Origin of the sequence: Aminobacter sp. AP02 (assembly GCF_003148805.1) — a bacterium.
In the GTDB taxonomy this organism is placed as follows: Bacteria; Pseudomonadota; Alphaproteobacteria; order Rhizobiales; family Rhizobiaceae; genus Aminobacter.
The window spans coordinates 254,672-280,160 of record NZ_QGGX01000001.1; the positions used below are offsets into that span (position 1 = coordinate 254,672).

Annotated in this window: 20 protein-coding genes; 18 read left to right on the forward strand and 2 right to left on the reverse strand. The window is 63.2% G+C overall.

The features are described from left to right. Window positions 1-53: 53 nt before the first annotated feature. Window positions 54-1,379, forward strand: a complete 1,326-nt coding sequence (locus C8K44_RS01115; protein ID WP_199226981.1) for an FAD-binding oxidoreductase — start codon at window positions 54-56, stop codon at window positions 1,377-1,379. A gap of 2 nt (window positions 1,380-1,381) precedes the next feature. Here C8K44_RS01115 and C8K44_RS01120 read toward each other — a convergent pair whose 3' ends face one another. Beyond that, on the reverse strand, window positions 1,382-2,629 hold the full coding sequence (locus C8K44_RS01120) for a S41 family peptidase (RefSeq protein ID WP_109574059.1): 1,248 nt from the start codon (window positions 2,627-2,629) through the stop codon (window positions 1,382-1,384). Window positions 2,630-2,924: 295 nt separating this feature from the next. Here C8K44_RS01120 and C8K44_RS01125 point away from each other — a divergent pair, with 295 nt between their 5' ends. The 15 genes from C8K44_RS01125 (at window position 2,925) to C8K44_RS01195 (ending at window position 20,546) form a co-directional block, all read left to right on the forward strand. Then, on the forward strand, window positions 2,925-4,115 hold the full coding sequence (locus tag C8K44_RS01125; RefSeq protein WP_109573902.1) for an aminotransferase class V-fold PLP-dependent enzyme: 1,191 nt from the start codon (window positions 2,925-2,927) through the stop codon (window positions 4,113-4,115). 10 nt (window positions 4,116-4,125) lie between these two features. Then, window positions 4,126-5,091, forward strand: coding sequence for a CoA ester lyase (locus C8K44_RS01130; protein WP_109573903.1), 966 nt, complete (start codon window positions 4,126-4,128; stop codon window positions 5,089-5,091). Between the two features lie 13 nt (window positions 5,092-5,104). Then, on the forward strand, window positions 5,105-6,289 hold the full coding sequence (locus C8K44_RS01135) for a malate--CoA ligase subunit beta (RefSeq protein ID WP_109573904.1): 1,185 nt from the start codon (window positions 5,105-5,107) through the stop codon (window positions 6,287-6,289). Window positions 6,290-6,300: 11 nt separating this feature from the next. Continuing rightward, complete coding sequence (gene sucD, locus C8K44_RS01140; RefSeq protein WP_109573905.1) at window positions 6,301-7,200, forward strand: succinate--CoA ligase subunit alpha; 900 nt, start codon at window positions 6,301-6,303, stop codon at window positions 7,198-7,200. Window positions 7,201-7,263: 63 nt separating this feature from the next. After that, window positions 7,264-8,232, forward strand: coding sequence for a D-glycerate dehydrogenase (locus C8K44_RS01145; RefSeq protein ID WP_109573906.1), 969 nt, complete (start codon window positions 7,264-7,266; stop codon window positions 8,230-8,232). Beyond that, window positions 8,232-9,533, forward strand: a complete 1,302-nt coding sequence (locus tag C8K44_RS01150; RefSeq protein ID WP_109573907.1) for a DUF4147 domain-containing protein — start codon at window positions 8,232-8,234, stop codon at window positions 9,531-9,533. The genes C8K44_RS01145 and C8K44_RS01150 overlap by 1 nt, the downstream gene beginning before the upstream one ends. A gap of 164 nt (window positions 9,534-9,697) precedes the next feature. Next, window positions 9,698-10,435, forward strand: a complete 738-nt coding sequence (locus C8K44_RS01155; RefSeq protein ID WP_109573908.1) for an XRE family transcriptional regulator — start codon at window positions 9,698-9,700, stop codon at window positions 10,433-10,435. A 410-nt stretch (window positions 10,436-10,845) separates the two neighbouring features. After that, window positions 10,846-11,742, forward strand: a complete 897-nt coding sequence (locus tag C8K44_RS01160; RefSeq protein WP_109573909.1) for a glutamine amidotransferase family protein — start codon at window positions 10,846-10,848, stop codon at window positions 11,740-11,742. Window positions 11,743-11,746: 4 nt separating this feature from the next. Next, a complete protein-coding gene (locus tag C8K44_RS01165; RefSeq protein WP_109573910.1) occupies window positions 11,747-12,484 on the forward strand; it encodes a GXGXG domain-containing protein in 738 nt (245 codons plus the stop codon). 8 nt (window positions 12,485-12,492) lie between these two features. Further along, window positions 12,493-13,821 carry an FMN-binding glutamate synthase family protein gene (locus C8K44_RS01170; RefSeq protein WP_109573911.1) on the forward strand — a complete coding sequence of 443 codons (1,329 nt, stop codon included), beginning with the start codon at window positions 12,493-12,495 and terminating at the stop codon, window positions 13,819-13,821. A gap of 29 nt (window positions 13,822-13,850) precedes the next feature. Then, the gene (glnT, locus tag C8K44_RS01175; protein ID WP_109573912.1) at window positions 13,851-15,194 is read left to right on the forward strand and encodes a type III glutamate--ammonia ligase; all 1,344 of its coding nucleotides are present in this window, start codon (window positions 13,851-13,853) and stop codon (window positions 15,192-15,194) included. 83 nt (window positions 15,195-15,277) lie between these two features. Next, window positions 15,278-16,531, forward strand: a complete 1,254-nt coding sequence (locus C8K44_RS01180; RefSeq protein WP_109573913.1) for a sarcosine oxidase subunit beta family protein — start codon at window positions 15,278-15,280, stop codon at window positions 16,529-16,531. Between the two features lie 16 nt (window positions 16,532-16,547). Then, a complete protein-coding gene (locus tag C8K44_RS01185; protein ID WP_109573914.1) occupies window positions 16,548-16,856 on the forward strand; it encodes a sarcosine oxidase subunit delta in 309 nt (102 codons plus the stop codon). 2 nt (window positions 16,857-16,858) lie between these two features. Further along, the gene (locus C8K44_RS01190; RefSeq protein WP_245417310.1) at window positions 16,859-19,921 is read left to right on the forward strand and encodes a sarcosine oxidase subunit alpha family protein; all 3,063 of its coding nucleotides are present in this window, start codon (window positions 16,859-16,861) and stop codon (window positions 19,919-19,921) included. Continuing rightward, the gene (locus tag C8K44_RS01195; RefSeq protein ID WP_109573915.1) at window positions 19,914-20,546 is read left to right on the forward strand and encodes a sarcosine oxidase subunit gamma family protein; all 633 of its coding nucleotides are present in this window, start codon (window positions 19,914-19,916) and stop codon (window positions 20,544-20,546) included. The genes C8K44_RS01190 and C8K44_RS01195 overlap by 8 nt, the downstream gene beginning before the upstream one ends. 145 nt (window positions 20,547-20,691) lie before the next feature. On the opposite strand, the gene C8K44_RS01200 is transcribed toward C8K44_RS01195, so the two are convergent. Continuing rightward, a complete protein-coding gene (locus C8K44_RS01200; RefSeq protein WP_146203893.1) occupies window positions 20,692-21,072 on the reverse strand; it encodes a hypothetical protein in 381 nt (126 codons plus the stop codon). Window positions 21,073-21,430: 358 nt separating this feature from the next. On the opposite strand from C8K44_RS01200, the gene C8K44_RS01205 reads away from it, so the two are divergent. Continuing rightward, window positions 21,431-24,139: a phosphoenolpyruvate carboxylase gene (locus C8K44_RS01205; RefSeq protein WP_245417311.1), complete on the forward strand. Its 2,709-nt coding sequence runs from the start codon at window positions 21,431-21,433 to the stop codon at window positions 24,137-24,139. A gap of 44 nt (window positions 24,140-24,183) precedes the next feature. Further along, entirely contained in the window at window positions 24,184-25,488 is a 1,305-nt protein-coding gene (gene glyA, locus C8K44_RS01210) for a serine hydroxymethyltransferase (RefSeq protein ID WP_109573917.1), read from the forward strand. The last annotated feature ends 1 nt before the right edge of the window (window position 25,489 follow it).

The window sequence follows — 25,489 nt, forward strand, 5'->3', positions numbered from 1 at the left end:
TTATTTTCAAGACGGGTTGGGGCGCTTCCCGTTGGCACATAGGGGAGAAATGAATGGGGCCTGCAGTCGATCCGGTTCCTGCTGGCGACATCCAGCCGAAGAGCGCTGACGTCATCATCGTCGGCGGCGGCATCATCGGTGTCAGCGCCGCGCTGTTCCTGGCCAGGAAGGGCATCTCGGTCGTCGTCTGCGAGAAGGGCCACGTCGCGGGCGAACAGTCGAGCCGCAACTGGGGCTGGTGCCGGCGCATGGGCCGCGACGCGCGCGAACTGCCGCTGATCGTCGAGGCGCTCAAGATGTGGGGCGGCATCGTGGATCTGGTCGGTGAGGACGTCGGTTTCCGGCGCACGGGTATCCTTTATCTCTGCCAGGATGAAAGCGACGTCGAACACCATTCCGAATGGGTGAAAAGTGCCGGCGACTACTCACTCGACAGCAAGATGATCGAGGGCAAGGCTCTGGCCGAATTGATGCCCGGCGCGCAAAAGACGTTCCGGGCAGCACTGCACACGCCAAGCGACGGCCGCGCCGAGCCGCAGAAGGCGGCTCCCGCGATAGCCCGTGCCGCCCAACGCGCTGGCGCGCGCATCCTGTTGCGCTGTGCTGTGCGCGAAATCGAGACCGAGGGCGGGCGTGTCTCGGGTGTCGTCACCGAAAATGGCCTGATCCGAGCCGGCACCGTCGTCGTGGCGGGCGGCGCTTGGTCGAGCAAGCTTTGCAGCTCCGTCGGCATCCGCCTGCCGCAGCTTGCCGTACGCTCGTCCGTGATGCGCACGGGCGCGGTCGAGGGCGGCCCTGACGGCGCAGCCTGGACAGAGGGTTTTGCCTATCGCAAGCGACTGGACGGGGGCTACACCATCGCCAACGGGACCATCAGCTATCACCACCTGAACCCCGACAGCTTCCGCTATTTCACCGATTTCCTGCCGATATTGTCGCGCGAGTGGCGTTCGGTCGGCCTACGCTTCGGTGATTTTATCGGCGGACCTTTCGGACTTTCACCCAGACTGGAGGGTGAGGGCAGCGTCTACGAGCGGCATCGCACGCTCGATCCCGCACCGGCCGTCGGCCCGCTGGAAGCGGCCCGCGCCAACATGGAAAAGGTTTTCCGCGTGTTGAAAGGCGTGCCGACGCTGCAGCGTTGGGCAGGCTTCATCGACGCCACGCCGGATGCGGTGCCGGTGATTTCGCCCGTCAAGTCGCTGCCAGGGCTGGTCATCGCTACGGGTTTTTCAGGCCATGGCTTTGGCATCGGCCCGGCCGCGGGCAGGCTGACAGCCGATCTGGTGACTGGCAACACGCCGCTGGTCGATCCGCTGCCATTTCGCTACGAGCGCTTCATCGACGGCACCAAGCACCGTCCGACAACGGGAGTGTAGGTTCAGCCACCTGCAAGGATGCGCAGCATTTCTTCCACGGCCGCGTCGCGCTGCGGGTCCCGGCCCGCGGCGTAGGGCAGGCTGAAGGCCACGGGGACATCCGGCTCGACGCCAACCCCTTCCAACCGCACATTGTCGCCGATGACGGCATCGGAGACCGCCACTTCCAGCAGGCTGTCGTCGGGCAGCAGGTAGGCACGTCCGGCCAGCAAAGCGCCGGCGGTCCGGGAGCCTACGAGCGGAATGCCGTTGGTCTTCAGCGCATAGGCGAACAGCTCGAGCCCGCTTCGCGCGCCTCCATCGATGATGCCGACGACAGGCCGCTGCCAGCGCACATTGGCAAGCGTCGCCTCGCCGTTGCGCTGGATGAGCCGGAATGTCGGGGTGTCACCGACGAAAAGCTCGGCCGCATCGGAGGGGCCGCCGCCCCAACGCCCGCGCAGGTCGACGACCACGCCGTCGACGTCCTTGAGCCGGCCATCTGCCAGTTCGCGGGCAACTATGTCGATGCCGTCAGGTGCCGAAAGGGTCCACAGCCTGACATAGCCGATCCGCTTTCCGTCGCGCTCGGTCACGCTGACGCTTGCCTCGATCGCCTTTTCAAACGTTCTGAGCGGACGCAGCTGCTCGACCGCGACCTTGACGGCGATGGGTTCAGAACCGGCGTTCCGGCGCAGCCTGATCTCGACAGTCTGGCCAACCTTGTCGCGAAACGATGCGATCTCGCGATAGGGCGCCCCGTCCACCGCAAGGATCTCGTCGCCGACAAGGATACCCGCCCGGCTTGCAGGCGACCCATCATAGACGTCGTTGACGAACAACGAGCCGTTGCTGGGCTGTGCGATCATACCGATGCCGGGATAAGAAACCTCGCCTTCAGGCGGAAACAGCCGCCGCAAATCGTTGCGGATGGCGAACCGGAAAATGTCGGCGAGTTCGAAATAGGCGATCGTACCCTGCTGGAAACGCCCAGTGTGGGAGGCCTGAAGGCTGGCAAGAACCGTGTCGATCGCCTTGCTGACGCGTTCGTTGGAGCTTTCGGCATTGAGAGGTGCACCCGCGTCCTCGATTTCATGCCTGACCGCTGTCGCGAAGCGCCCTAGCGCCGATGCATCGTGGAAATGATCAAAGACCAGTTCCACCGCGCGGTCGAACACCGGTTGTCCCGAACGGGGAGGATCCTGCGCCAATGCCGCGGCAGGCAGAAGAAAGAGCAAAGCTGCCAATGCGAAGGAGCCGAAAGCCCTCATGGCCATGAGCCGTTCGTTCGCCGATCCCGCCATTATCGCCTGAACCGGCTACGGAACGAGTCCTCAGGTTCACAACATTCCGTGAGCCAATGCCGCTGCCTGCCGTCGCGACGGCGGGTAGGTTCCACCCTATCCGATAGGACGCTGCGGCATCTGAACGAGTAGGCCCGGTCCAACGCCCAAAGGTCCGCGTTTCTATCTGGACAGGTGTTGTGAGCCGGCAGTGCAAAACCGATCATCCTTCCGAAAGCCACAGACAGGGCACCACGCCGCAACAGTTTCGGGAGGACTTTTCATGGCCGGCTTCAATCAGCTCTTCGTTCCAGGACCGACCAACGTTCCGGAGATTGTCCGGCAGGCGATGAACATGCCGATGGAGGACATGCGCGCCCCGGATTATCCTGCCTTCACGCGCGGCCTCTTCACCGACCTGATGAAGGTTTTCCGCAACGAGACCGGCCGCGCCTTCATCTTTCCGTCCTCGGGCACCGGTGCCTGGGAGTCGGCGATAACCAACACCTTGAACCCCGGCGACCGCGTATTGATGTCGCGCTTCGGCCAGTTCTCGCATCTGTGGGTCGACATGGCCGAGCGCTTTGGCCTCGACGTCGACGTCGTCGATGCCGAATGGGGCACGGGTGTTCCGGTCGAGATTTATGCCGAGCGTCTTGCCAAGGACAAGGAACACCGCATCAAGGCGGTCTTCGTCACCCACAATGAAACCGCAACCGGCGTCACCAGCGATGTCGGCGCGGTGCGCGCCGCACTCACGGCCGCCAAGCACCCGGCACTGCTGTTCGTTGACGGCGTGTCCTCGGTCGGTTCGATTGATTTCCGCCAGGAAGAGTGGGGCGTCGACTGCGCAGTCTCAGGTTCGCAAAAGGGCTTCATGCTGCCGCCTGGCCTCGGCTTCCTGTCGGTCAGCCAGAAAGCGCTCGAGGCGGCCAAGACCGCGAAGTTCAACCGCTGCTATTTCTCCTTTGAAGACCAGATCCGCGCAAACGACACGGGCTACTTCCCTTACACCCCTGCCGTCCAGCTGCTGCGCGGCCTGCGCGCCGCACTCGACCTGATCCAGGAAGAGGGTCTCGATAACATCTTCGAACGCCACCACCGTTTGGCGACAGGCGTGCGCAAGGCCGTCGACGCCTGGGGCCTGCGCGTCTGCGCCAAGGAGCCCAAGTGGAACTCGGACACGGTCAGTGCGATCGTGGTTCCCGAGGGCATCGACAGCGCCGAGGTCGTCCGCCGCGCCTTCCACGGCTACCAGACTTCGCTCGGCGTCGGCCTCAACAAGGTTGCCGGCAAGGTGTTCCGCATCGGCCATCTCGGCTGGGTCAACGAGGTCATGATGTGCGGTGCAATCTCGGCCGCGGAAATGTCGCTGCGCGATTGCGGCGTCAAGGTCCAGCCGGGTTCCGGTGTGGGCGCTGCACTCGAGCATTACCGCCTGTCGGCCCAGCCGGCCGTCGCCAAAGCAGCCTGAGGAGGAACGCATGAGCCATACACTTCACCACCTCCGCAAGCTGCGCCTGCAGCGCAGCGAACTCGCGGTCCCCGGCTCAAATCCGGAGATGATCCGCAAGGCCGCCGATGGCGACGCCGACTACATCTTCCTCGATATCGAAGATGCGGTCGCGCCGCCGGACAAGGAACGCGCCCGCAAGAACATCATCCAGGCTCTCAACGAGATCGACTGGCGCGCCAAGGGCAAGACCATTTCGGTCCGCATCAACGGACTCGACACCCACTACATGTACCGCGACGTGGTCGATGTGATGGAACAGGCCGGCGACAGGCTCGACACCATACTGGTGCCGAAGGTCGGCGTTCCCGCCGATCTCTACATGGTCGACGCCATGGTCACCCAGATCGAGACGGCCAAGGGCTTCAAGACACGCGTCGGCCTTGAAGCCCTGATCGAGACCGCGCTCGGCATGGCCAATGTCGAGGCCATCGCCGCCTATGGCGGCCGGCTCGAGGCGATGCATTTCGGCGTCGCCGATTATGCAGCGAGCTGCAAAGCGCGCACCGTCAGCATCGGTGGCCTCAATCCCGACTATCCTGGCGACCAGTGGCACGCTGCCCTGTCGCGCATGACGGTCGCCTGCCGCGCCTACGGCCTGCGCCCGATCGATGGTCCGTTCGGCGATTTCTCCGATCCGGAAGCCTACATCGCCGCAGCCAAGCGCGCCGCAGCGCTCGGCATCGAAGGCAAGTGGGCGATCCATCCCTCGCAGATCGAGCTGGCGAATGCCGTATTCTCGCCACCGGAAAAGGAAGTCACCCGCGCCCGGCGCATCATCGAAGTGCTCAAGGAAGCCGAGGAGCAGGGCAAGGGTGCTGCAGCTCTCGACGGCAAGATGATCGACGCAGCTTCTGAACGCATGGCGCGCAACGTGCTGGTCATGCACGACGCAATCGAGCAGTCGGCGCGCTCGCGCACCGGCCTGCCAAACTGAGGAGGAGTTCGACATGGATATTCATGAATATCAGGCCAAAGAGCTGCTCGCGCGCTACTCGGTTCAGATCCCGCGCGGTGGCCTTGCTTACAGCCCCGAACAGGCGACCTACCGCGCCAGCGAGATTGGCGGCGGCAAATGGGTCGTCAAGGCGCAGATCCATTCCGGTGCCCGCGGCAAGGCCGGTGGCATTCGCATCTGCACCACCGACAACGAGGTCTCCGACGCCGCGGAATCCATGCTCGGCCGCAAGCTGGTGACGCACCAGACCGGCCCAAAGGGCAAGTTGGTATCGCGGCTGTACGTCGAGGAAACCGTCGACATCCGCCAGGAGCTCTATCTCGGCATCGTGCTCGACCGTAAGTCGGAGCGCGTCATGATCGTGGCGTCGGCTTCCGGCGGCATGGAGATCGAGGAGATCGCCGAAAAGCAGCCGGATTCGATCATCCGCGCCATTGTCGACCCGGGTGCCGGCATGCAGCAGTTCCAGGCCCGCGAGATCGCCTTCGGCCTCGGACTTGACAATAGCCTCATCGGCAAAGCCGTCGACACGCTGCTCGGCTGCTACCGCGTGTTCCGTGATTTCGACGCCTCGATGCTCGAGATCAACCCGCTGGTCATCACCAAGGACGGCAACCTGATCGCGCTCGACGCCAAGATGTCGTTCGACGAAAACGCGTTGTTCCGCCGCGCCGAGATTTCCGAGCTGCGCGACAAGTCCCAGGAAGACCCACGCGAAACCTTCGCCAGTGACCGTGGCCTGTCCTATGTCGGCCTCGAGGGCAATATCGGCTGCATCATCAATGGTGCAGGTCTCGCGATGGCGACGATGGACATGATCAAGATCGCAGGTGGCGAGCCCGCGAACTTCCTCGACATCGGCGGCGGCGCTTCGCCCGAACGCGTCGCCAAGGCGTTCCGCGCCGTGCTTGCCGACAAGAACATCGAGACGATCCTGGTCAACATCTTCGCCGGCATCAACCGCTGCGACTGGGTCGCCGAGGGCGTCATCAAGGCAATTCGCGAAGTTGGCGTGAACGTGCCGCTGGTCGTGCGGCTTGCCGGAACCAATGTCGAAGAAGGCCGGCGCATTCTCGCCGAGTCGGGCGAAAAGGTGATCGTCGCCGATACGCTCGCCGAGGCGGCCGAGAAATCGGTCGAAGCGATGCGCGCCTACTCGAAATCAAAAAAGAACTAAGGGAGGTCGAAATGGCAGTTCTCTTGAATCGCCGGACGCGCGTCATCGTCCAGGGTCTGACCGGCAAGATCGGCTCGTTCCATGCCGATGACATGAAGCGTTACGGCACCAACGTGGTTGGCGGCGTCACCCCCGGCAAGGGTGGGCAGGTCCACCAGGGCATTCCGGTATTCAACACCGTGCGCGGCGCGGTTCGTGAAACCGGGGCCGAAGCCTCCATCGTCTTCGTGCCGCCGCCCTTCGCGGCTGACTCGATCATGGAAGCGGCTGAGGCTGGCCTCAAGCTCTGCGTCTGCATCACCGATGGCATTCCCTCCCAGGATATGATGCGGGTCAAGCGCTACATGCGCCGCTTCCGCTACGAAGACCGCATGCGCCTCGTCGGTCCGAACTGCGCCGGCGTCATCACGCCGGGCCAGGCGTTGATGGGCATCATGCCCGGCAACATCTACCTGCCGGGCCGCGTCGGCATCGTCGGCCGCTCGGGTACGCTGGGTTATGAAGCCGCATCGCAGATGAAGGCGCTCGGCATCGGCGTGTCGACCTCCGTCGGCATCGGCGGCGACCCGATCAACGGCTCGTCCTTCAAGGACATCCTCAAGCTATTCGAGGACGATCCCGATACGGACGCCGTCGTCATGATCGGCGAGATCGGCGGACCGCAGGAAGCCGAAGCGGCCGAATGGGCCAGGCACAACATGCGCAAGCCGCTGATCGCCTACATCGCCGGCCTTTCGGCGCCGAAAGGCAAGCGCATGGGCCATGCCGGCGCCATCATCTCGGCATTCGGCGAGTCGGCCCAGGAAAAGGTCGAGATCCTGCGTGATGCCGGCGTGACTATCGTGCCGACCCCGGCAGCATTCGGTCCGACAGTTGCCGGCGTGCTAGAGCAGCAGAAGAAGGCCGCCTGACCTGGCCTTCGGGGAGCCGGCGCCGACCGGCTCCCCATTCCAGTCAAGAAGCAGGGAATTGAAATGAAACCTCGCGTTATCGTCACGCGCCGCTGGCCGGCGGCAGTCGAACACATCCTGGCTGAAAGGTTCGACACGACCTTCAATCAGGGTGATGCGCCGCTGGGCCCGACCGAACTCAAGGCGGCGTTCCTGAATTTTGACGCGATCTTGCCGACCGTCAGCGACAAGCTGCCGGCGTCGGTGTTTCCGGTTTCTGATATCCGCACCAAGATACTGGCCAATTTCGGCGTCGGTTTCAGCCATATCGACACGGATGCCGCACGCACCCGTGGCATCGTCGTCACCAACACGCCGGGCGTTTTGACCGACTGCACCGCCGATATCGGCATGAGCCTTCTGCTTTCCGTCGCCCGGCGGGCGGGCGAGGGCGAGCGCCAGCTGCGCGCCGGCCAATGGACCGGCTGGTGTCCGACCCACATGATCGGCACCAAGGTGACCGGCAAGACGATCGGCATCATCGGCATGGGCCGCATCGGCAAGGCGATGGCCAAGCGCGCGCATTTCGGTTTCGACATGGATGTTGTCTTCTACAACCGTTCGAAGGTCGACGACGAGGAAACCCGCGCCATGGGCGCACGCCAGATGGCCACGATCGAGGAAGTGCTGGCCGTCGCCGATTTTGTCTCACTGCATTGCCCCGGCGGTGCCGAGAACCGGCACTTGATCAATGCGGAGCGTTTGGCCGCGATGAAGCGTGGTGCGTTCCTCATCAACACGGCGCGTGGCGACGTGGTCGACCAAAAGGCACTCGTCGCAGCGCTCGACGGCGGAACGATCGCCGGTGCCGGCCTCGACGTCTATGACGGCGAACCTGACGTGCCCGGCGCCCTGATGCGCATGGAAAATGTGGTGCTGTTGCCGCATCTGGGCAGCGCCACCGAGGAAACCCGCGTGGCCATGGGCATGAAGGCGGTCGACAACCTGACCGCTTTCTTCGAAGGCAGCGCCTTACCCGACAAGGTGGTGTGATGTATCTCGACTGCTCGGTCTCGGCTTTGGTCAAGCTTCGCGCGCAGGCAACAGCCCTGTTTCGCGAAGGTATCGCGGCTTCCGATCCCGAGCAGGCGGTTACCTCCACGCTTGAAACGAAACTGGATGAAATCGCAGCTGCAAGGCGCGTAATCCTGATCGCCTTCGGCAAGGCGGCGTGCCCGATGGTTCGTGCTGCGCTGCCGTTCGTCGCTGGCAAGCTGCATTCGGCCTGTGCGGTGACCAATTTCGAGAACCTGGCCGAGATCGACGGCGTCGAAGTCATATCAGGCGGTCACCCCTTGCCCGACGAAGGCAGCATCCGGGGCGCCAAAGCGATCGAGCACGCCGCGCGCTCGGCCGAGCCGGGCGATCTGGTGCTGGTGCTCGTCAGCGGCGGTGGTTCTGCGCTTACCTGCGCGCCGGCGGGTGGCATCGACCTCGCCGACAAGATCGCGCTCAACGACATGCTGATCCGCTGCGGCGCTGACATCAGCGAGATCAATGCCGTGAGACAACTGTTTTCGCGTCTCAAGGGCGGGCGCCTTGCTCAGCTCGCCCCGCAAGCCAAGATGCTGTCGCTGATCCTGTCGGACGTTCCCGGCGACGATATCGGCACTGTTGCCAGCGGACCGACCGCGCGACCCTCTGCTACTCAGGCCGAGGCAATCGCCATTCTCGACCGCTATGGCCTGGTCAAGAGCTTGTCGCCGGCTTTGAAGGCGCATCTCGACCTTGTGGTCGAGCAAAACCAAGCCAGCGCCAATTTCGACCACGTCGAAAACATCATCATCGGCTCCAATGGCATCAGCCTGCAAAGGGTGATGAGCAGCGCCGGCAGCAACTATCCCGTCGTCGTCAAGGCGGATGACTGGCTGAGCGGCGATGTTTCGGACGTCGCCAAGACGCTGCACCGCATGGCGGTGTTTGCCGCCAACCAGCGCGGGCCGGTTGCGATCGTTGCCGGTGGGGAGCCTACGGTTCGTGTGGCCGGCAATGGCAAGGGTGGGCGCAACCAGGAACTGGCGCTTCGTTTTGCCCTGCTCAATGAGTGGACGTCGATCAAGCGTCCCTGGGTTTTCCTGAGCGGTGGCACCGACGGACGCGACGGCCCGACCGACGCGGCGGGCGCCATCGTCGACGCCGGATCGACAACCTGGATGCGAAAGCTGGGCTGCAATCCGGTGGCGCTGCTGCAAAACAACGACTCCTACCATGCGCTGGCATCGTCGGGCGATCTGCTCATGACCGGTGCCACCGGCACCAATGTCGCCGACCTGCAAATACTGCTGATGCAGTAGCGCGACCTGTTGGGCGCGCAGTCGAGCCAAGTTGAATTCCCGGCTAACTACTGTCGCGCCAGCATCGTTGGTTGCGTGCCGTTGTTCACGGCTGTTGTTTCTTTTGCCGAAAATGTTTACTCTCGGTGAAATAGATTCAACGAGCAGAGGCAGGCGGCAACGACATGGCGAAAGCGAAGGCAGCGGAAAAGCAGGCGCCGTCGAAAAAGAACGGTAAGGCAATGCACGCTGCAGTCGCAGCCGGTGCGGCCAAATCAGCCCTTTCACGCGTCTCGCCTCTGTCCCAGGACCCGCACGCCGTTCGCGATACGCGCGAAAAGGTGCTGGAGGTGGCGATCGGCCACGAGGTTCGCGCCTTCCGCAAGAAACTTGGCATCACGGTCGCCGATCTTGCTTCGGCCACCGACATCTCGCTTGGCATGCTGTCGAAGATCGAAAACGGCATCACCTCGCCATCGCTGACGACGCTGCAGGCGCTGTCGCGCGCCCTCGGCGTGCCAGTCACAGCCTTTTTCCGCCGTTTTGAAGAGGAGCGTAATGCCGTTTTCGTCAAGTCGGGCGAGGGCGTCGACGTCGAGCGCCGGGGCACCCGCGCCGGCCATCAGTACACGCTGCTCGGTCATATTGGCTCGGACACATCGGGCGTCACGGTCGAACCGTATTTGATCACGCTTTCGGAAGACTCCGACGTCTTCCCCACCTTCCAGCATGACGGCATGGAGTTCCTCTACATGCTCGAGGGCGAAGTGGTTTACCGCCACAGCAACAATCTCTACCGCATGACCCCCGGCGACAGCCTCTTCTTCGACGCCGACGCCCCGCACGGCCCGGAAGAACTCACACGGCTGCCGATCAAGTATCTGTCGATCATCTCCTATCCGCGCGGCCGCGGTAGCGACTGAGCGATCCGTTCATCTGGTTAGATTCCGGTCGTCGGCAACCCGCGCGAATGTTGTCGTTGTACGCTTAGACGCCTGCATCCACACTTTATTCGATTTGGGCCAAAAGTCGGCTTCGACTGCGGAACTCGAAAGTTGCGCGGCAGCGGTCTGGCACGCCAGCTTTTTTGACCCGGCGCATCGCGCGTCGGCCCAACCTCAATCCCTGAATTCCTGTGACTGATCAGCTTGCGCCCGTCGAGAGTCCCGGTTCGCGCGGGGATTAGCGCATCCGGGCCGACCTGCGCTTCCTGATGGGCCTTTCATTCGCGCTGCTTGTTTTTCTACAGGAATAAAAAATTCATGTGAGTTGAATTGAGGTCCGGAACCTGCTAGCTTTTGTCACAGGCAGCCAATCAGGTGAGGAAACTGGGATGTGCGGAATTGTAGGACTCTTTCTCAAGGACAAGTCGCTGGAGCCCCAATTGGGCGCGCTGCTGTCCGAAATGCTCGTAACCATGACCGACCGCGGCCCCGATAGCGCGGGCATCGCCATCTACGGCGGCGGCAACAAGGGTCATGCCAAGGTCACCATCCAGTCGGCAAATCCGGACACGGATTTCAAGGGTCTCGATGCCGAGCTCGGCAAGAAGATCGGCGCCAAGGTTTCATCGACGGTGAAGTCCACCCATGCGGTGCTGGACGTGCCGACCGAAAAGGTCGCGGAAGCCCGCGCGGCACTTGCCGAACTGCGCCCCAACGTCCGTATCATGGGCGCTGGCGAAGCGATCGAAATCTACAAGGAAGTCGGTCTCCCGATCGAAGTGGTGAAGCGCTTCGACGTCGCTTCGATGGGCGGCAGCCATGGCATCGGCCATACCCGCATGGCTACCGAATCCGCTGTCACCACGCTTGGCGCACACCCCTTTTCGACCGGTCCGGACCAGTGCCTGGTGCACAACGGTTCGCTGTCGAACCACAACAACCTGCGCCGCGAACTGATCCGCGACGGCATGCGCTTCGAGACCGAAAACGACACCGAAGTGGCCGCTGCCTACCTGTCGTCGAAGATCGCTCATGGCCAGAACCTCGGTGAGGCGCTGGAAAGCAGCCTGAACGACCTCGACGGCTTCTTCACCTTCGTCGTCGGCACCAAGAACGGTTTCGGCGTCGTCCGCGATCCGATCTCCTGCAAGCCCGCCGTCATGGCCGAGACCGACCAGTATGTCGCCTTCGGTTCCGAATATCGCGCGCTCGCCAATCTGCCCGGCATCGAAGACGCCAAGGTCTGGGAGCCCGAGCCGTCCACTGTCTATTTCTGGGAGCACTGAGATTATGCATTCAACAAATCTTGCGACCGCGCCTCTGCACCAGGCCAACTACGCGCCGAAGACCTTCGATCTTTCCAAGATCACTTTGCGCGAGTTCAACCAGGCCCTTCATGAGGTCAAGGATGCCGCGGCTGAATCGAACTGGGAGGTTCTCAACCCCAAGGGCAGCCACGCCGTTGCCGTTGGCGCCGAGCACGCGATCTCGATCGATGTGCAGGGCTCCGTTGGCTACTATTGCGGCGGCATGAACCAGAACAGCACGATCACCGTGCATGGTTCGGCTGGCCCCGGCGTCGGTGAAAACATGATGTCCGGCACCATCATCGTGAAGGGCGACGCCAGCCAGTACGCCGGCGCCACCGGCCGCGGCGGCCTGCTGGTCATCGAAGGCAACGCCTCGTCGCGCTGCGGCATCTCGATGAAGGGCATCAACATCGTCGTGCGTGGCAATATCGGCCACATGTCGGCCTTCATGGCCCAGTCCGGCAACCTTGTTGTTCTCGGCGATGCCGGCGACGCGCTCGGTGACTCGATCTATGAGGCCCGCCTGTTCGTGCGCGGTTCGGTCAAGAGCCTCGGCGCTGACTGCATCAAGAAGGAAATGCGCCCCGAACACATCGCCATCCTGAAGGACCTGCTCGACCGCGCCGGCATCAGCGACGTCAAGCCGGAAGAGTTCTCGCGCTACGGTTCGGCGCGCACGCTCTACAACTTCAACATCGACAACGCCGACGCTTACTGAGGAACAAAATGAGCTATCACAATCCTCCGACGACGCCACGCAAGTCGGCCACGTTCGATGAATATGCGATGTCAGAGATCCGTCGCGCCGCTGCGACCGGCATCTATGACATTCGTGGCTCCGGCGCCAAGCGCAAGGTCCCGCATTTCGACGACCTTCTGTTCCTCGGCGCCTCGATCTCGCGCTATCCGCTCGAAGGTTACCGCGAAAAGTGCGACACCACTGTCGTGCTCGGCTCGCGCTATGCCAAGAAGCCGATCGAGCTGAAGATCCCGATCACGGTTGCCGGCATGAGCTTCGGCTCGCTGTCGGGCCCGGCCAAGGAAGCACTCGGCCGCGGCGCAACGCTTGCGGGCACCTCGACCACCACCGGCGACGGCGGCATGACCGAGGAAGAGCGCGGCCACTCCAAGCAGCTGGTCTACCAATACCTGCCGTCGCGCTACGGCATGAACCCACGTGACCTGCGCCGTGCCGACGCCATCGAAATCGTTGTCGGCCAGGGCGCAAAGCCGGGCGGCGGCGGCATGCTTCTCGGCCAGAAGATTTCCGACCGCGTCGCCGAAATGCGTACGCTGCCCAAGGGTATCGACCAGCGCTCTGCCTGCCGTCACCCCGACTGGACCGGTCCGGACGATCTCGAGATCAAGATCCTCGAAATCCGCGAGATCACCGACTGGGAAAAGCCGATCTACGTCAAGGTCGGCGGCGCACGCCCCTACTATGACACTGCCCTTGCAGTGAAGGCCGGCGCCGACGTCGTCGTTCTCGACGGCATGCAGGGCGGTACCGCCGCGACCCAGGAAGTGTTCATCGAGCATGTCGGCCAGCCGACGCTTGCCTGCATCCGCCCGGCAGTGAAGGCACTGCAGGACCTCGGCATGCACCGCAAGGTTCAGCTGATCGTTTCCGGTGGCATACGCAATGGTGCTGATGTGGCTAAAGCGCTCGCACTCGGCGCCGATGCAGTATCGGTTGGTACCGCGGCGCTTATCGCACTTGGCGACAACGACCCGCGTTGGGAGGACGAATACCAGAAGCTCGGCACCACCGCCGGCGCTTACGACGATTGGCACGAGGGCAAGGACCCCGCCGGCATCACCACGCAGGACGTCGAGCTGATGAAGCGCGTCGATCCGATCGCGGCGGGCCGCCGTTTGGCGAATTATCTGAAGGTCATGACGCTGGAGGCACAGACGATCGCCCGTGCCTGCGGCAAAAATCACCTGCACAATCTCGAGCCTGAGGATCTCTGCGCTCTTTCGATCGAAGCTGCCGCCATGGCTGGTGTGCCGCTAGCGGGAACGAGCTGGGTGCCTGGTAAGGGTCCCTTTTAAAACCACAAGGATTGGGAGGAGCAATTCATATGGGTACGGCGTTCGAAGCCAAAATCGATCAGTCGGAGGTGACTGATCTCAAAGAGTTCGCAAGGGCTCGCAACATCAGATACTTCATGGTGTCGTATACGGACCTTTTCGGAGGTCAGCGCGCCAAACTGGTGCCGGCACAGGCCATTTCGGACATGCAGAAGGACGGAGCCGGCTTTGCCGGCTTCGCGACCTGGCTGGACCTGACCCCGGCACATCCAGACATGCTGGCTGTGCCGGATCCTATTTCGGTCATTCAGCTGCCGTGGCGGCCGGAAGTCGCCTGGCTCGCATCAGACTGCCTGATGGAAGGCAAGGGTGTCGCCCAGGCACCGCGCAACACGCTGAAGCGCCTCGTTGCTGAAGCGGCCAAGGAAGGCATGCGGGTCAAGACCGGCGTCGAGCCGGAATTCTTCCTCACCACGCCGGATGGCAACCAGATTGCCGACGAGTACGATACGGCGGCAAAGTCCTGCTACGACCAGCAGGCCGTGATGCGCCGCTTCGATGTCATCGCCGAAATCTGCGATGCCATGCTCGATCTCGGCTGGAAGCCCTACCAGAACGACCATGAGGACGCGAACGGCCAGTTCGAGATGAACTGGGAATATGACGACGTTCTCCAGACCGCCGACAAGCACTCCTTCTTCAAGTTCATGGTTCGCTCGATCGCCGAAAAGCACGGCCTGCGCGCCACCTTCATGCCGAAGCCCTTCCAGGGTCTCACCGGCTCCGGCTGCCATGCTCACATCTCGGTGTGGGACCTTACCGGCAAGTCCAACGCCTTCGCCGACAAGAACATGGAACTTGGTCTTTCGGAGAAGGGCCGTCACTTCCTCGGCGGCATCATGAAGCACGCTTCGGCGCTCGCTGCGATCTGCAACCCGACCGTCAACTCCTACAAGCGCATCAACGCACCTCGTACCCTGTCGGGTGCGACATGGGCGCCGAACACGGTGACCTGGACCGGCAACAACCGTACCCACATGGTGCGCGTGCCCGGCCCCGGCCGCTTCGAACTGCGTCTGCCCGACGGCGCTGCCAACCCCTACCTGATGCAGGCGATCATCATCGCCGCCGGCCTCAGCGGCATTCGTTCGAAGGCCGATCCCGGCCCGCGCAGCGATGTCGATATGTACCGCGAAGGCCACACCGTCACGCATGGCGCCAAGCTGCCTCTCAACCTGCTTGATGCGCTGCGCGCCTATGACGAAGACAGCGAGCTGAAGGCTGCGATGGGCGAGGAGTTCTCCGCCGCCTACATCAAGCTCAAGCACCAGGAGTGGAACTCCTACGCCTCGCACTTCACCCAGTGGGAGCGCGACCACACGCTGGACGTCTGAGGCTCCCAAACAGGCATTGCGCCCGGTCGTTTGGACCGGGCGCACGCCTCGGACATACCTCACATTTCGCCGGAACACATGCGATGAAATATTCGATCTTCTCACTCGCCAAGGCTGCTTTGTCTGGCCACAAGGGCTGGACCCGGGCCTGGCGCGATCCGGCACCCAAGAGCCACTACGACGTCATCATCATCGGCGGCGGCGGCCACGGGCTCGCGACGGCCTATTTCCTCGCCAACGAATACGGCATCCGCAATGTCGCGGTGCTTGAAAAGGGCTGGATCGGCTCCGGCAATGCCGGCCGAAACACGACCATCATCCGCTCCAACTACGGCCTTCCCGGCAATACCGGCTTCTACGAGATGTCGATGAAGCTGTGGGAGCGTATGGAGCAGGATCTCAACTACAACGCGATGGTCTCCCAGCGCGGTATCATCAATCTCTACCACTCGGATGCCCAGCGCGACGCCTTCGCCCGCCGTGGCAACACAATGCGCATCAACGGCATCGACGCCGAATTGCTCGATGCGGTGCAGATCCGCAAGGAACTGCCGTTCCTCAACTACGACAGCCCGCGCTTCCCGATCATGGGCGGCCTCATGCAGCGCCGCGGCGGCACCGCCCGCCATGATGCGGTGGTGTGGGGTTATGCGCGCGCAGCCGACCAGCGCGGTGTCGACATCATCCAGAACTGCGAAGTCACCGGCTTCGTGCGTGATCCTAACGGCAAGATCACCGGCGTTGAGACATCGCGCGGCAAGATCAGCGCGGGCAAGGTCGGCATGGCGGTCGCGGGCAATACGTCTCGCGTTGCCGCGATGGCCGGCATGAAGCTTCCGATCGAAAGCCACGTGCTCCAGGCCTTTGTCTCCGAAGCCATCAAGCCGCTCATCCCAGGGGTCATCACCTTCGGTGCCGGCCACTTCTATATCAGCCAGTCCGACAAGGGCGGCCTCGTCTTCGGCGGCGACCTCGACGGCTACAATTCCTACGCCCAGCGCGGCAACATGCCGGTGGTCGAGGACGTCTGCGAAGGCGGCATGGCGGTCATGCCCATGATCGGCCGCGTCCGCATGCTGCGCCAGTGGGGCGGCATCATGGACATGTCGATGGACGGCACGCCGATCATCGACAAGACGCCGATCGATGGGCTCTATCTCAACGCCGGCTGGTGCTACGGCGGCTTCAAGGCGACGCCGGCTTCCGGTCTCGTCTTTGCCCACTTGCTGGCGCGCGACGAACCGCACCCCGAAGCCGCGCGCTTCCGGCTCGACCGGTTCCGCCGTGGCGCGATGATCGATGAAAAGGGCCAAGGCGCCCAACCCAACCTGCACTGAAAGCGAGACTGGCGGAATGCGTATTGCATGTCCTTTCTGCGGCGAACGCGAGAACGGCGAGTTCACCTATCTCGGCGATGCTTCGCCCAAGCGGCCCAACTTCGCTGCCGATAGCGGCGAAAGCCCCGAACGCGTTGAAGATGCCTTCTATGACTACGTCTATCTGCGCGACAACGTGGCCGGCTTCATGCGCGAGTACTGGTACCACGGCGGTGGCTGCCGTTCCTGGCTGATAGCCGAGCGCAACACGGTGACGCACGAATTCAGATCGGTGATCGCAGCCCCAGGCGTTGGCGCGGCCAATCCGGTGCAGGCAGGAGAATAAACATGTCGGGCTATACCGGATCCGAACCGCTCGGCAGGACGGCCGCACTTGAGGGCAGCACCCCCAGTGCCCGCAGTCAGGCAGCATCCGCTAGCCAGTCGCACCGGCTGCGCAGCGGCGGCCTGATCGACCGCCAGCAACCACTTCAGTTCTCCTTCGACGGCAAGGTCATGTCCGGCTTCGCCGGTGACACGCTGGCCTCCGCACTCGTTGCGAACGGCGTCAAGCTCGTGGCGCGCTCGTTCAAGTATCATCGCCCCCGCGGCATCATCACCGCCGGTTCGGAAGAACCGAGCGCGCTGGTGGAGATGCGCAGTGGTGCCCGCAAGGAACCCAACACCCGCGCCACGACGCAGGAACTCTATGACGGGCTTGTTGCGCAGAGCCAGAATCGCTGGCCTTCGCTGCGCCGCGACTTCATGTCGATCAACCAGCTGGCCGCCCCGATCTTCGTCGCCGGTTTCTACTACAAGACCTTCATGTGGCCCGCCAAGTTTTGGGAGAAGGTCTACGAGCCGCTGATCCGCCGCGCCGCAGGCCTCGGCAAGAGCGCTGAGCTGCCCGATCCCGACCACTACGACAAGGCCTGGGCGCATTGCGACGTGCTGGTCGTCGGTGGTGGTGCCGCTGGTCTTTCTGCCGCTTTGGCGGCTGGCCGTGCCGGCTCGCGTGTCATCCTTGTCGAAGAAGACGTCCGGGTCGGTGGCCGCCTGCTCAGCGACGGCGGCGAGATCGATGGCATGCATGCCGAGGAGTGGGTGCGCCGGGCGACCGGCGAGCTTGCCTCGCTGCCCAACGTCCGCGTCATGGTTCGTACGGCGCTGTTCGGCGTCTATGACGGCGGTGTCTACACCGCGCTCGAACGCGTCAACGACCACGTGCCGGTGCCCGCTCCGCATCAGGTTCGCCAGCGGCTCTGGCGCATCGTCGCCAAGCGCTCGGTTGTCACCGCAGGCGCCATTGAGCGGCCGATCGTTTTCCCGGGCAACGACCGTCCGGGCGTGATGATGGCATCCGCCGTGCGCACCTATGTCAACCGCTTCGCGGCGATGCCGGGCAAGCGTGTGGCGCTGTTCACCAACAACGATGACGGCTGGCGCACGGTCGAGGCGATCCAGCAGGCAGGTGGAGACATTGCCGCCGTGATCGATCCGCGCGGCAAGGTGCCGGCGGAATATCAGGCACTCGCTGATCTGTCGGATTTGCGCGTGCTCTCGGGTGGCGTGTCCGACGTCAAGGGCGGTGTCGACGGCGTGCGCGGTGTCATCGTTACCGACGGCAACGGCCGCAAGCAGCAGATCGACGCCGACTGCCTGGCCGTATCGGGCGGCTGGAACCCCAATGTCGGCCTGTCTTGCTTCCATCGCGGCAAGCCGGTGTGGCGTGACGACATCGCCGCCTTCATCCCCGGCGACGCGCCCAGAGGCATGGTCATGGCGGGTGCGGCGCGTGGCGAGTTCTCGCTCGGTGCCTGCCTGCGCGACGGTCATGCCGCAGGTGCGGCAGCTGCCGCCGAATGCGGCGCTTCCGGCAATGCCGGCGAGGCATCGGAAGCTGGCGACGAGACTTATGCGATTTCGCCGCTCTGGCAGGTCAAGGCCAAGGGTAAGGCCTTCGTCGACTTCCAGCACGACGTCACCGCTTCCGACGTGACGCTGGCGCAGCGCGAAGGCTTTGAAAGCGTCGAGCATCTCAAGCGCTACACCACGCTTGGCATGGCGACCGACCAGGGCAAGACCTCCAACATCACCGGCCTTGCCATCATGGCCGATGCAACCGGGCGCACCATTCCGCAGACTGGCACGACGATCTACCGTCCGCCATATGCGCCGGTGGCGATCGGCGCGCTTGCCGGCCATCACCGCGACGAGAATTTCCACGCCTGGCGCCTGACGCCGTCGCACCACTGGGCTGCGGCCAGAGGTGCCGTGTTCGTCGACACCGGCCTGTGGAAGCGTGCGCAATGGTATCCGCAGCCGGGCGAGAACGACTGGCTGGAGTCGGTGACCCGTGAAGTGCTCGCCGTGCGCAACGGCGTCGGTTTCTGTGACGTCTCCACGCTCGGCAAGGTCGACGTGCGCGGCGCGGACGCCGGCACCTTCCTCGACCGCGTCTACATCAACGCCTTCTCCTCGCTTGGCGTGGGCAAGGCACGTTATGGCCTGATGCTGCGCGAAGACGGCATCGTGATGGACGACGGTACGACCTCGCGTATCGCCGAAGACCACTACTTCTTGACCACGACCACAGCCAAGGCAGGACCTGTCATGGCGCATCTCGAATTCTGTCGCCAGGTGCTCTGGCCCGAACTCGACGTGCAACTGTCGTCGGCGTCGGACCAGTGGGCGCAGTTCTCCATCGCCGGGCCCAACACCCGCAAACTGCTTCAGGAACTCGTCGATCCGTCGGAAGACATGTCCAACGAGGGCTTCCCCTTCATGGGCGCCCGCGAGGTCAAACTTCGTGGTGGTGTGACCGCACGCCTGTTCCGCATCTCGTTCTCCGGTGAAATCGCCTTCGAGATCTCGGTTCCGGCTCGCTATGGCGCCGCCATGGCGCAGAACCTGATGATCGCAGGACGCGACCTGGGCGTCACGCCTTACGGCACCGAAGCACTCGGCGTCATGCGCATTGAAAAGGGCCACGTTGCGGGTCCCGAGCTGAACGGCACCACGACCGCCGACGATCTCGGCCTCGGCAAGATGATGTCCAAGAAGAAGGACTTCATTGGCCGCGTCATGGCCGGGCGCGAAGCGCTGACCGCACCCGACCGCCAGGTCGTTGTCGGCATCAAGCCGATCGACGTCAAGCGGCGCCTGCGCTCCGGCGCGCACGTGGTCCCCAAGGGTGCGATCCCGGGACCCCAGACGGACCAGGGCTACGTCACATCGGTCTGCTATTCGCCGATGCTGGAACAGTGGATCGGTCTGGGCCTGGTCGAACGCGGCCGCGAACGCTTTGGCGAAATCGTGCGCATCCACGACCCGCTGCGCAGCGAGGATTACGAAGCCGAAATCTGCAACCCAGTCTTCTACGATCCAGAAGGAGCGCGCCAGCGTGGTTGATTATCTCTGGAACACCCAATCTCCGCTGCAGAAGGCGCTCGTTCCCGGTTGCCATGGTGCAACTGGAGCACATCCCGGCGTAACGCTTCGGGAAGTGCGCGACATCGTGTTGGTGCAGGTCATGGCACGCCGTGGCAAAGCAGCGGAAACGGCCAAGGCCGCCAAGAAGCTCTTCGGTGTCGAGGCACCGGCTACGCCTAAGGCTGTCATTGGTAAGACGGCCACGTTGGTCTGGTCTGGTCCCGATCAGTTCACCGTCATTGCGCCGCGCACCGACGAGGCATCGCAGCTTGCAGCCATGGCCCAGGCCTTCACTGGCTCGGCATCGCTCTCCGACCAGTCCGACGGCCGCTGCCTGATCCGCGTTTCAGGCGCGCGTGCCCGCGATGCGATCGCCAAGTTCTCGTCGCTCGATTTGCACGACTCCGTGTTTCCGGTCGGCACGGCGGCGAACACTTCGGTCGACCATACGGCGGTCAATTTCTGGCGCGAGGCCAATGGCACCGACGGGCATCCGGTCTACAATATGCTGGTCTTCACCAGCTTTTCGGACAGCCTGTGGCACACCATCGTGGACTCCTCGCTGGAGTATGGGGTCGAAGCCTCGAGCGCCAAGGCGGCCTAACGCGCGCTGGAACATCAACGGTAAAAAAAGCCCCGGATCGGGGCTTTTTTCATGGGGTATTTTTGCGAGTGCCAAGCAGGCGCAGAAACGCTCTGCCGCAGGCGCTGGCGCGCCTATGACAGAGCCATATGCAACGGTTGCTGGGTCAGGCCTCGACGCAGGCCTTGCGCAATTGGGCCAGGGACGCGGTCGGTCGCAGCAGCGACAGGGTCAGGCGCTCGATGCAGAGCGGCATCACCAGTTTCGCGCCATCGGCATAGAGCGAACCGCCGGTGGCTCGAAACGAGCCCTTGTCGATGATGGTTTCGAGAACGTCTCGCGTGCGCAGCGGCAGCAGATCGGTGCAAGCGCTCATGCGGGCAAAGATGTGGCTGATGGGGACGTTGAAGCTGTCAACCGGTACGAGCGGTTCCTCGCTTCCTTCCTTCCATTCCTCAAGCGCCTCGAGCGCGTCGTGAAATGCGTTCTGGAGGGTGATGGGCGCATGGCCCTCATAAAGCTCCGGCAGCACTTTCTGCATTGGCATGTTCCTCTTCAAGCTCGGTTGGATCGTGCTGCGGCGATGCGGATTTCGGTAGTGGACCTCACTTTCATGCGCCTCCCTTACTTGCCTGATATGCAACATACTTGCACATGAGTTAAATGCCGTCCACTGCAAAACGCGCTGGACCAATCCTCTTGCAGTTTTCGATTTTCCGACCGGACCGGTAGTCCGATTTGGGCCCGGCGATCATCGTTCGGCCAGTGCCGGTACCACCCGAACGAATGGGAATTCTACCCGTCCGGGCGTTTTCAATGAGACGGAAAACCGGTCTGCTCGCTCTCGGGAAAACAGCATTTTCGGGATGACCAACTCAAAGGTTCGGCTCCCGGAGCAACTCAAGATGAATGGGTGTCGCTTGGAGGAGAGCAGACCACTCAGCTTTCGCGAAGACGTCCGCAGCCTGCTTTTCAGGCTGCTCCTGGCCGTTGTCAGCGAACGCGAGCCCGATATGGCGGAGGTTCTTACCGGCCGCGTGAGCCTTGATGCCCTGGCTAGCGAACAGCGCATAGCCGCGTTGCAAGCCACCGGCATCTGGTTCCAGCTTGTCGCAATCGCCAACGAACTTTTGGCGATGCGTTCTCGCCGCGAGCTTGAGCAGATGGGCGGCGCCGACGAGGTGATCGGCTCGTTTGCCAATGTCATGGGCGAAATAGCCGCCGGCGGCTACCCGGCCGAGCAGATCCAGGCCACCCTCGACGACCTTTGTGTCGGCCCGACCATGACGGCACACCCGACCGAGGCCAAGCGCGTCACCGTGCTTGAAATCCACCGCCGCATCTATCGCAAGCTGACCGAGCTCGAACAGCAGCGCTGGGCGCCGCGTGAGCGCGAACAGCACATCAGCGACCTCAAGAGCGAGATCGAGCTCTTGTGGATGTCGGGCGAGCTGCGACTCGAGCGGCCGTCTGTGGAACGTGAGATCGCCTGGGGCCTGCACTTCTTCCGCGAAGTTATCTTCGAGGCGACGCCCAAGCTTTATGACTCGGTCGAAGAGGCGCTGGCGCGCCACTATCCGGAATATGATCTCAAGGTGCCGTCCTTCATGCGTTATGCCTCCTGGATAGGTGGCGATCGCGACGGCAATCCGAATGTCACCGCCAAGACCACCGCTTACGCTCTCAACGAGTGTCGCCAGGCGATCGTTGGCTGGTACATCGGCCAGGTGCGCAGGCTCGTCACGGTGTTGAGCATCAGCGCCAACGTGGTCGACATTCCAGACACTTTCATCAAGGCGCTGGGTCATGCGCTGCATCGCAGCGGCAACGCCTCGGAGATCGTCGCGCGCAATCCCGACGAGCCGCTGCGCCAGTTCGCCGCCGCGATGCTCGACCGTCTGGAGGCAATGCGCGGGGAGGCTTCGGCCAAGCCCTATGGACGCTCAGATGCCTTCAAGACCGATCTTCGAGAACTCGAAAACGTTCTTGTCCAGCTCGGCGGCAAGCTGATCGCCAGGCGTTTCGTCCGTCCCTTGCGTCAGCAGGTCGAGACCTTCGGCTTCCGCACCGTATCGCTCGACATCAGACAGAACTCCACTGTCGTCAATCGCGTATTGGCCGAGCTGTTCAAACTCGCCGATCCGGCTGCGGCACCGGCGCCCGACACGCCGCAATGGACGCAGCGCATCCGCGCGGCACTGAACTCCGGCGAACAGCTGGAGGTCGACCGCCTCGCGCTGTCTGAAGAAGCGCAGGAACTGCTCGACCTGTTCGACGTCATCCGCAAGGCTTCTGCCGGCCTCAATGGCGGCGCGGTCGGTGCCTTCATCCTGTCGATGACGCGCTCATGCGACGACCTTCTGGCCGTCTATCTGCTTGCACAGTATTCAGGGCTTGCAACCGCGATGGACGGCAGCGGAACCATCGCACTGCGCGTCGTTCCGCTGTTTGAAACCATCGACGACCTGCGCGCCGCGCCCGAAATACTCGACCAGCTGTTTGCAGTTTCCATCGTGCGGCGCTCGGTGCGCGATTTCGGCAACCGCCAGGAGGTCATGCTCGGCTATTCCGACTCCAACAAGGACGGCGGCTTCCTGGCCTCCAACTGGGAGCTCAATAAGGCGCAACGGCGGATCACCGCGCTCGGCATCAAGCGCAAGGTCAAGATCAGCTTCTTCCACGGCCGTGGCGGTTCGGTCAGCCGCGGCGGCGCTCCGACGGGCAGGGCAATCGCCGCCCAGCCGGCGGGAACCATCGGTGGCGCAATGCGCGTTACCGAACAGGGCGAGGTCGTCTCGTCGAAATTCGCAAATCGCGGCACGGGCCTCTATCAGCTCGAGATCCTCGCGGCGAGCGTCTTTGCCCACTCCGTAAAGTCGCCGAACGAAGCCGAGCTCAAAGACATCCCCGAGTTCAGCGAAGCGCTGGAAGCGCTGACCGGGATGTCGCAGGCATCCTATTCGGGCCTGATCAACGAGCCCGGCTTCATAGACTACTTCCACCAGGCAAGCCCGGTCGAGGAATTGTCGCTGCTCAAGATCGGTTCGCGCCCGGCCCGGCGTTTCGGAGCCCGCGACATCTCCGATCTGCGTGCCATTCCATGGGTATTCGCCTGGAGCCAGAACCGGCATCTCTTGACCAACTGGTACGGCATAGGCAGCGCGCTGAATTCGTTCGTCAACGTGCGTGGCGAGCCGGGTCTCGAGTTGCTCAGGCAGATGTTCGAACGCTCACGCTTTTTCCGCCTCGTCGTCGACGAGGTGGACAAGGGCCTCTACCAGTCCGACATGGACATTGGCTGTCTCTATGCCGGACTGGTGCAGGACCGAGAGGTGGGCGAGCGCATCTACCGCAAGATATCGGCCGAGTACGCACTGACGCGGCGGATGATCTCGGAGGTGAATGGCGGCTTGAAGCTGTCCGAGCGCTTCCCGGCCTTCAAGCGGCACTTCGACCGTATCCGCCCGCAGATGGACTCGATTCATCGGCTGCAGGTGCAGCTGCTGCGCGAGGTTCGCGCGCAGGATGGAGCCACGGCCAATCCCAAGCGCGCGGTCAACGCGCTCTTGCTGTCGATCAACTGCATTTCCGCCGGCCTCGGTTGGACCGGATGACCACAATTTTGGGACGCCGCACGGCGCCATAAGGGAGGAGCCTCATGAATATCCCCACCAGACCCGGCATCGGCAGTGCCCGCCATTTCTTCCGCACTGGCGTCGCCCAGGCCGATCCCGCCGTCAGCGACGCGATGGGTCGCGAACTCCAGCGCCAGCGCGACGAGATCGAGCTGATCGCCTCTGAAAACATTGTTTCCAAGGCTGTGCTCGAGGCGCAAGGCTCGGTGCTGACCAACAAGTACGCCGAAGGCTATCCCGGCCGCCGCTACTACGGTGGCTGCGCCTATGTCGACGAGATCGAGGATCTGGCGCGCGAACGCGCCAAGACGATGTTCGGCTGCAGCTTCGCCAACGTCCAGCCAAATTCGGGCAGCCAGGCCAACCAGTCGGTGTTCATGGCCCTGATGCAACCGGGCGACACGTTCCTGGGCCTCAACCTGGCGGCGGGCGGCCACCTGACCCACGGCGCGCCGGTCAACCAGTCCGGCAAGTGGTTCAACGTCGTTTCCTATGGCGTCAAGCCCGATACCCATCGCATCGACATGGACGAGGTCCGCGATCTCGCCAAGAAGCACCAGCCCAAGGTGATCCTCGCTGGCGGCTCGGCCTATCCACGCATCATCGACTTCAAGGCGTTCCGCGAAATCGCCGACGAGGTCGGCGCTAAACTGTTCGTCGACATGGCGCACTTTGCCGGCCTTGTCGCCGGTGGCGTTCACCCCAACCCGCTCGAACATGCCCATGTCGTCACCACCACCACGCACAAGACCCTGCGCGGGCCGCGCGGCGGCATGGTGTTGTCCAATGACGAGGAGATCGGCAAGAAGATCAATTCGGCGGTGTTCCCCGGCCTTCAAGGCGGACCGCTGATGCATGTCATAGCCGCAAAGGCGGTGGCCTTCGGCGAGGCGCTGACGCCTGACTTCAAGGTCTATGCCGCAAACGTCGTGTCCAACGCCAAGGTTCTCGCCGAAACGCTGCAGGAGGGCGGTGTCGATATCGTCTCGGGCGGCACCGACACGCACCTGATGCTGGTCGACCTGAGGCGCAAGAACCTCACCGGCAAGGCCGTCGAAGCAGCCCTTGGCCGCGCCCACATCACCTGCAACAAGAACGGCATTCCGTTCGACCCGCAGGGGCCGATGGTTACGTCGGGTGTTCGCCTCGGCACGCCTGCCTGCACCACACGCGGTTTCCTCAATGAGGAGTTCCGCCAGGTCGGGCGCATGACGATGGCCGTCGTTGACGGACTTGCGGCGAATGGTGAGGCAGGCAACGCCAAGATCGAGGCGGCGGTGCGCGAAGAAACACGCGATTTGGTCGGTCGATTCCGAATCTACGACTGAT

Coding starts and splice junctions, on each gene's coding strand:
- C8K44_RS01115 (WP_199226981.1), top strand. CDS start 54: ATGGGGCCTGCAGTCGATCCGGTTCCTGCTGGCGACATCCAGCCGAAG.
- C8K44_RS01120 (WP_109574059.1), bottom strand. CDS start 2,629: ATGAGGGCTTTCGGCTCCTTCGCATTGGCAGCTTTGCTCTTTCTTCTG.
- C8K44_RS01125 (WP_109573902.1), top strand. CDS start 2,925: ATGGCCGGCTTCAATCAGCTCTTCGTTCCAGGACCGACCAACGTTCCG.
- C8K44_RS01130 (WP_109573903.1), top strand. CDS start 4,126: ATGAGCCATACACTTCACCACCTCCGCAAGCTGCGCCTGCAGCGCAGC.
- C8K44_RS01135 (WP_109573904.1), top strand. CDS start 5,105: ATGGATATTCATGAATATCAGGCCAAAGAGCTGCTCGCGCGCTACTCG.
- sucD (WP_109573905.1), top strand. CDS start 6,301: ATGGCAGTTCTCTTGAATCGCCGGACGCGCGTCATCGTCCAGGGTCTG.
- C8K44_RS01145 (WP_109573906.1), top strand. CDS start 7,264: ATGAAACCTCGCGTTATCGTCACGCGCCGCTGGCCGGCGGCAGTCGAA.
- C8K44_RS01150 (WP_109573907.1), top strand. CDS start 8,232: ATGTATCTCGACTGCTCGGTCTCGGCTTTGGTCAAGCTTCGCGCGCAG.
- C8K44_RS01155 (WP_109573908.1), top strand. CDS start 9,698: ATGGCGAAAGCGAAGGCAGCGGAAAAGCAGGCGCCGTCGAAAAAGAAC.
- C8K44_RS01160 (WP_109573909.1), top strand. CDS start 10,846: ATGTGCGGAATTGTAGGACTCTTTCTCAAGGACAAGTCGCTGGAGCCC.
- C8K44_RS01165 (WP_109573910.1), top strand. CDS start 11,747: ATGCATTCAACAAATCTTGCGACCGCGCCTCTGCACCAGGCCAACTAC.
- C8K44_RS01170 (WP_109573911.1), top strand. CDS start 12,493: ATGAGCTATCACAATCCTCCGACGACGCCACGCAAGTCGGCCACGTTC.
- glnT (WP_109573912.1), top strand. CDS start 13,851: ATGGGTACGGCGTTCGAAGCCAAAATCGATCAGTCGGAGGTGACTGAT.
- C8K44_RS01180 (WP_109573913.1), top strand. CDS start 15,278: ATGAAATATTCGATCTTCTCACTCGCCAAGGCTGCTTTGTCTGGCCAC.
- C8K44_RS01185 (WP_109573914.1), top strand. CDS start 16,548: ATGCGTATTGCATGTCCTTTCTGCGGCGAACGCGAGAACGGCGAGTTC.
- C8K44_RS01190 (WP_245417310.1), top strand. CDS start 16,859: ATGTCGGGCTATACCGGATCCGAACCGCTCGGCAGGACGGCCGCACTT.
- C8K44_RS01200 (WP_146203893.1), bottom strand. CDS start 21,072: ATGCCAATGCAGAAAGTGCTGCCGGAGCTTTATGAGGGCCATGCGCCC.
- C8K44_RS01205 (WP_245417311.1), top strand. CDS start 21,431: ATGAATGGGTGTCGCTTGGAGGAGAGCAGACCACTCAGCTTTCGCGAA.
- glyA (WP_109573917.1), top strand. CDS start 24,184: ATGAATATCCCCACCAGACCCGGCATCGGCAGTGCCCGCCATTTCTTC.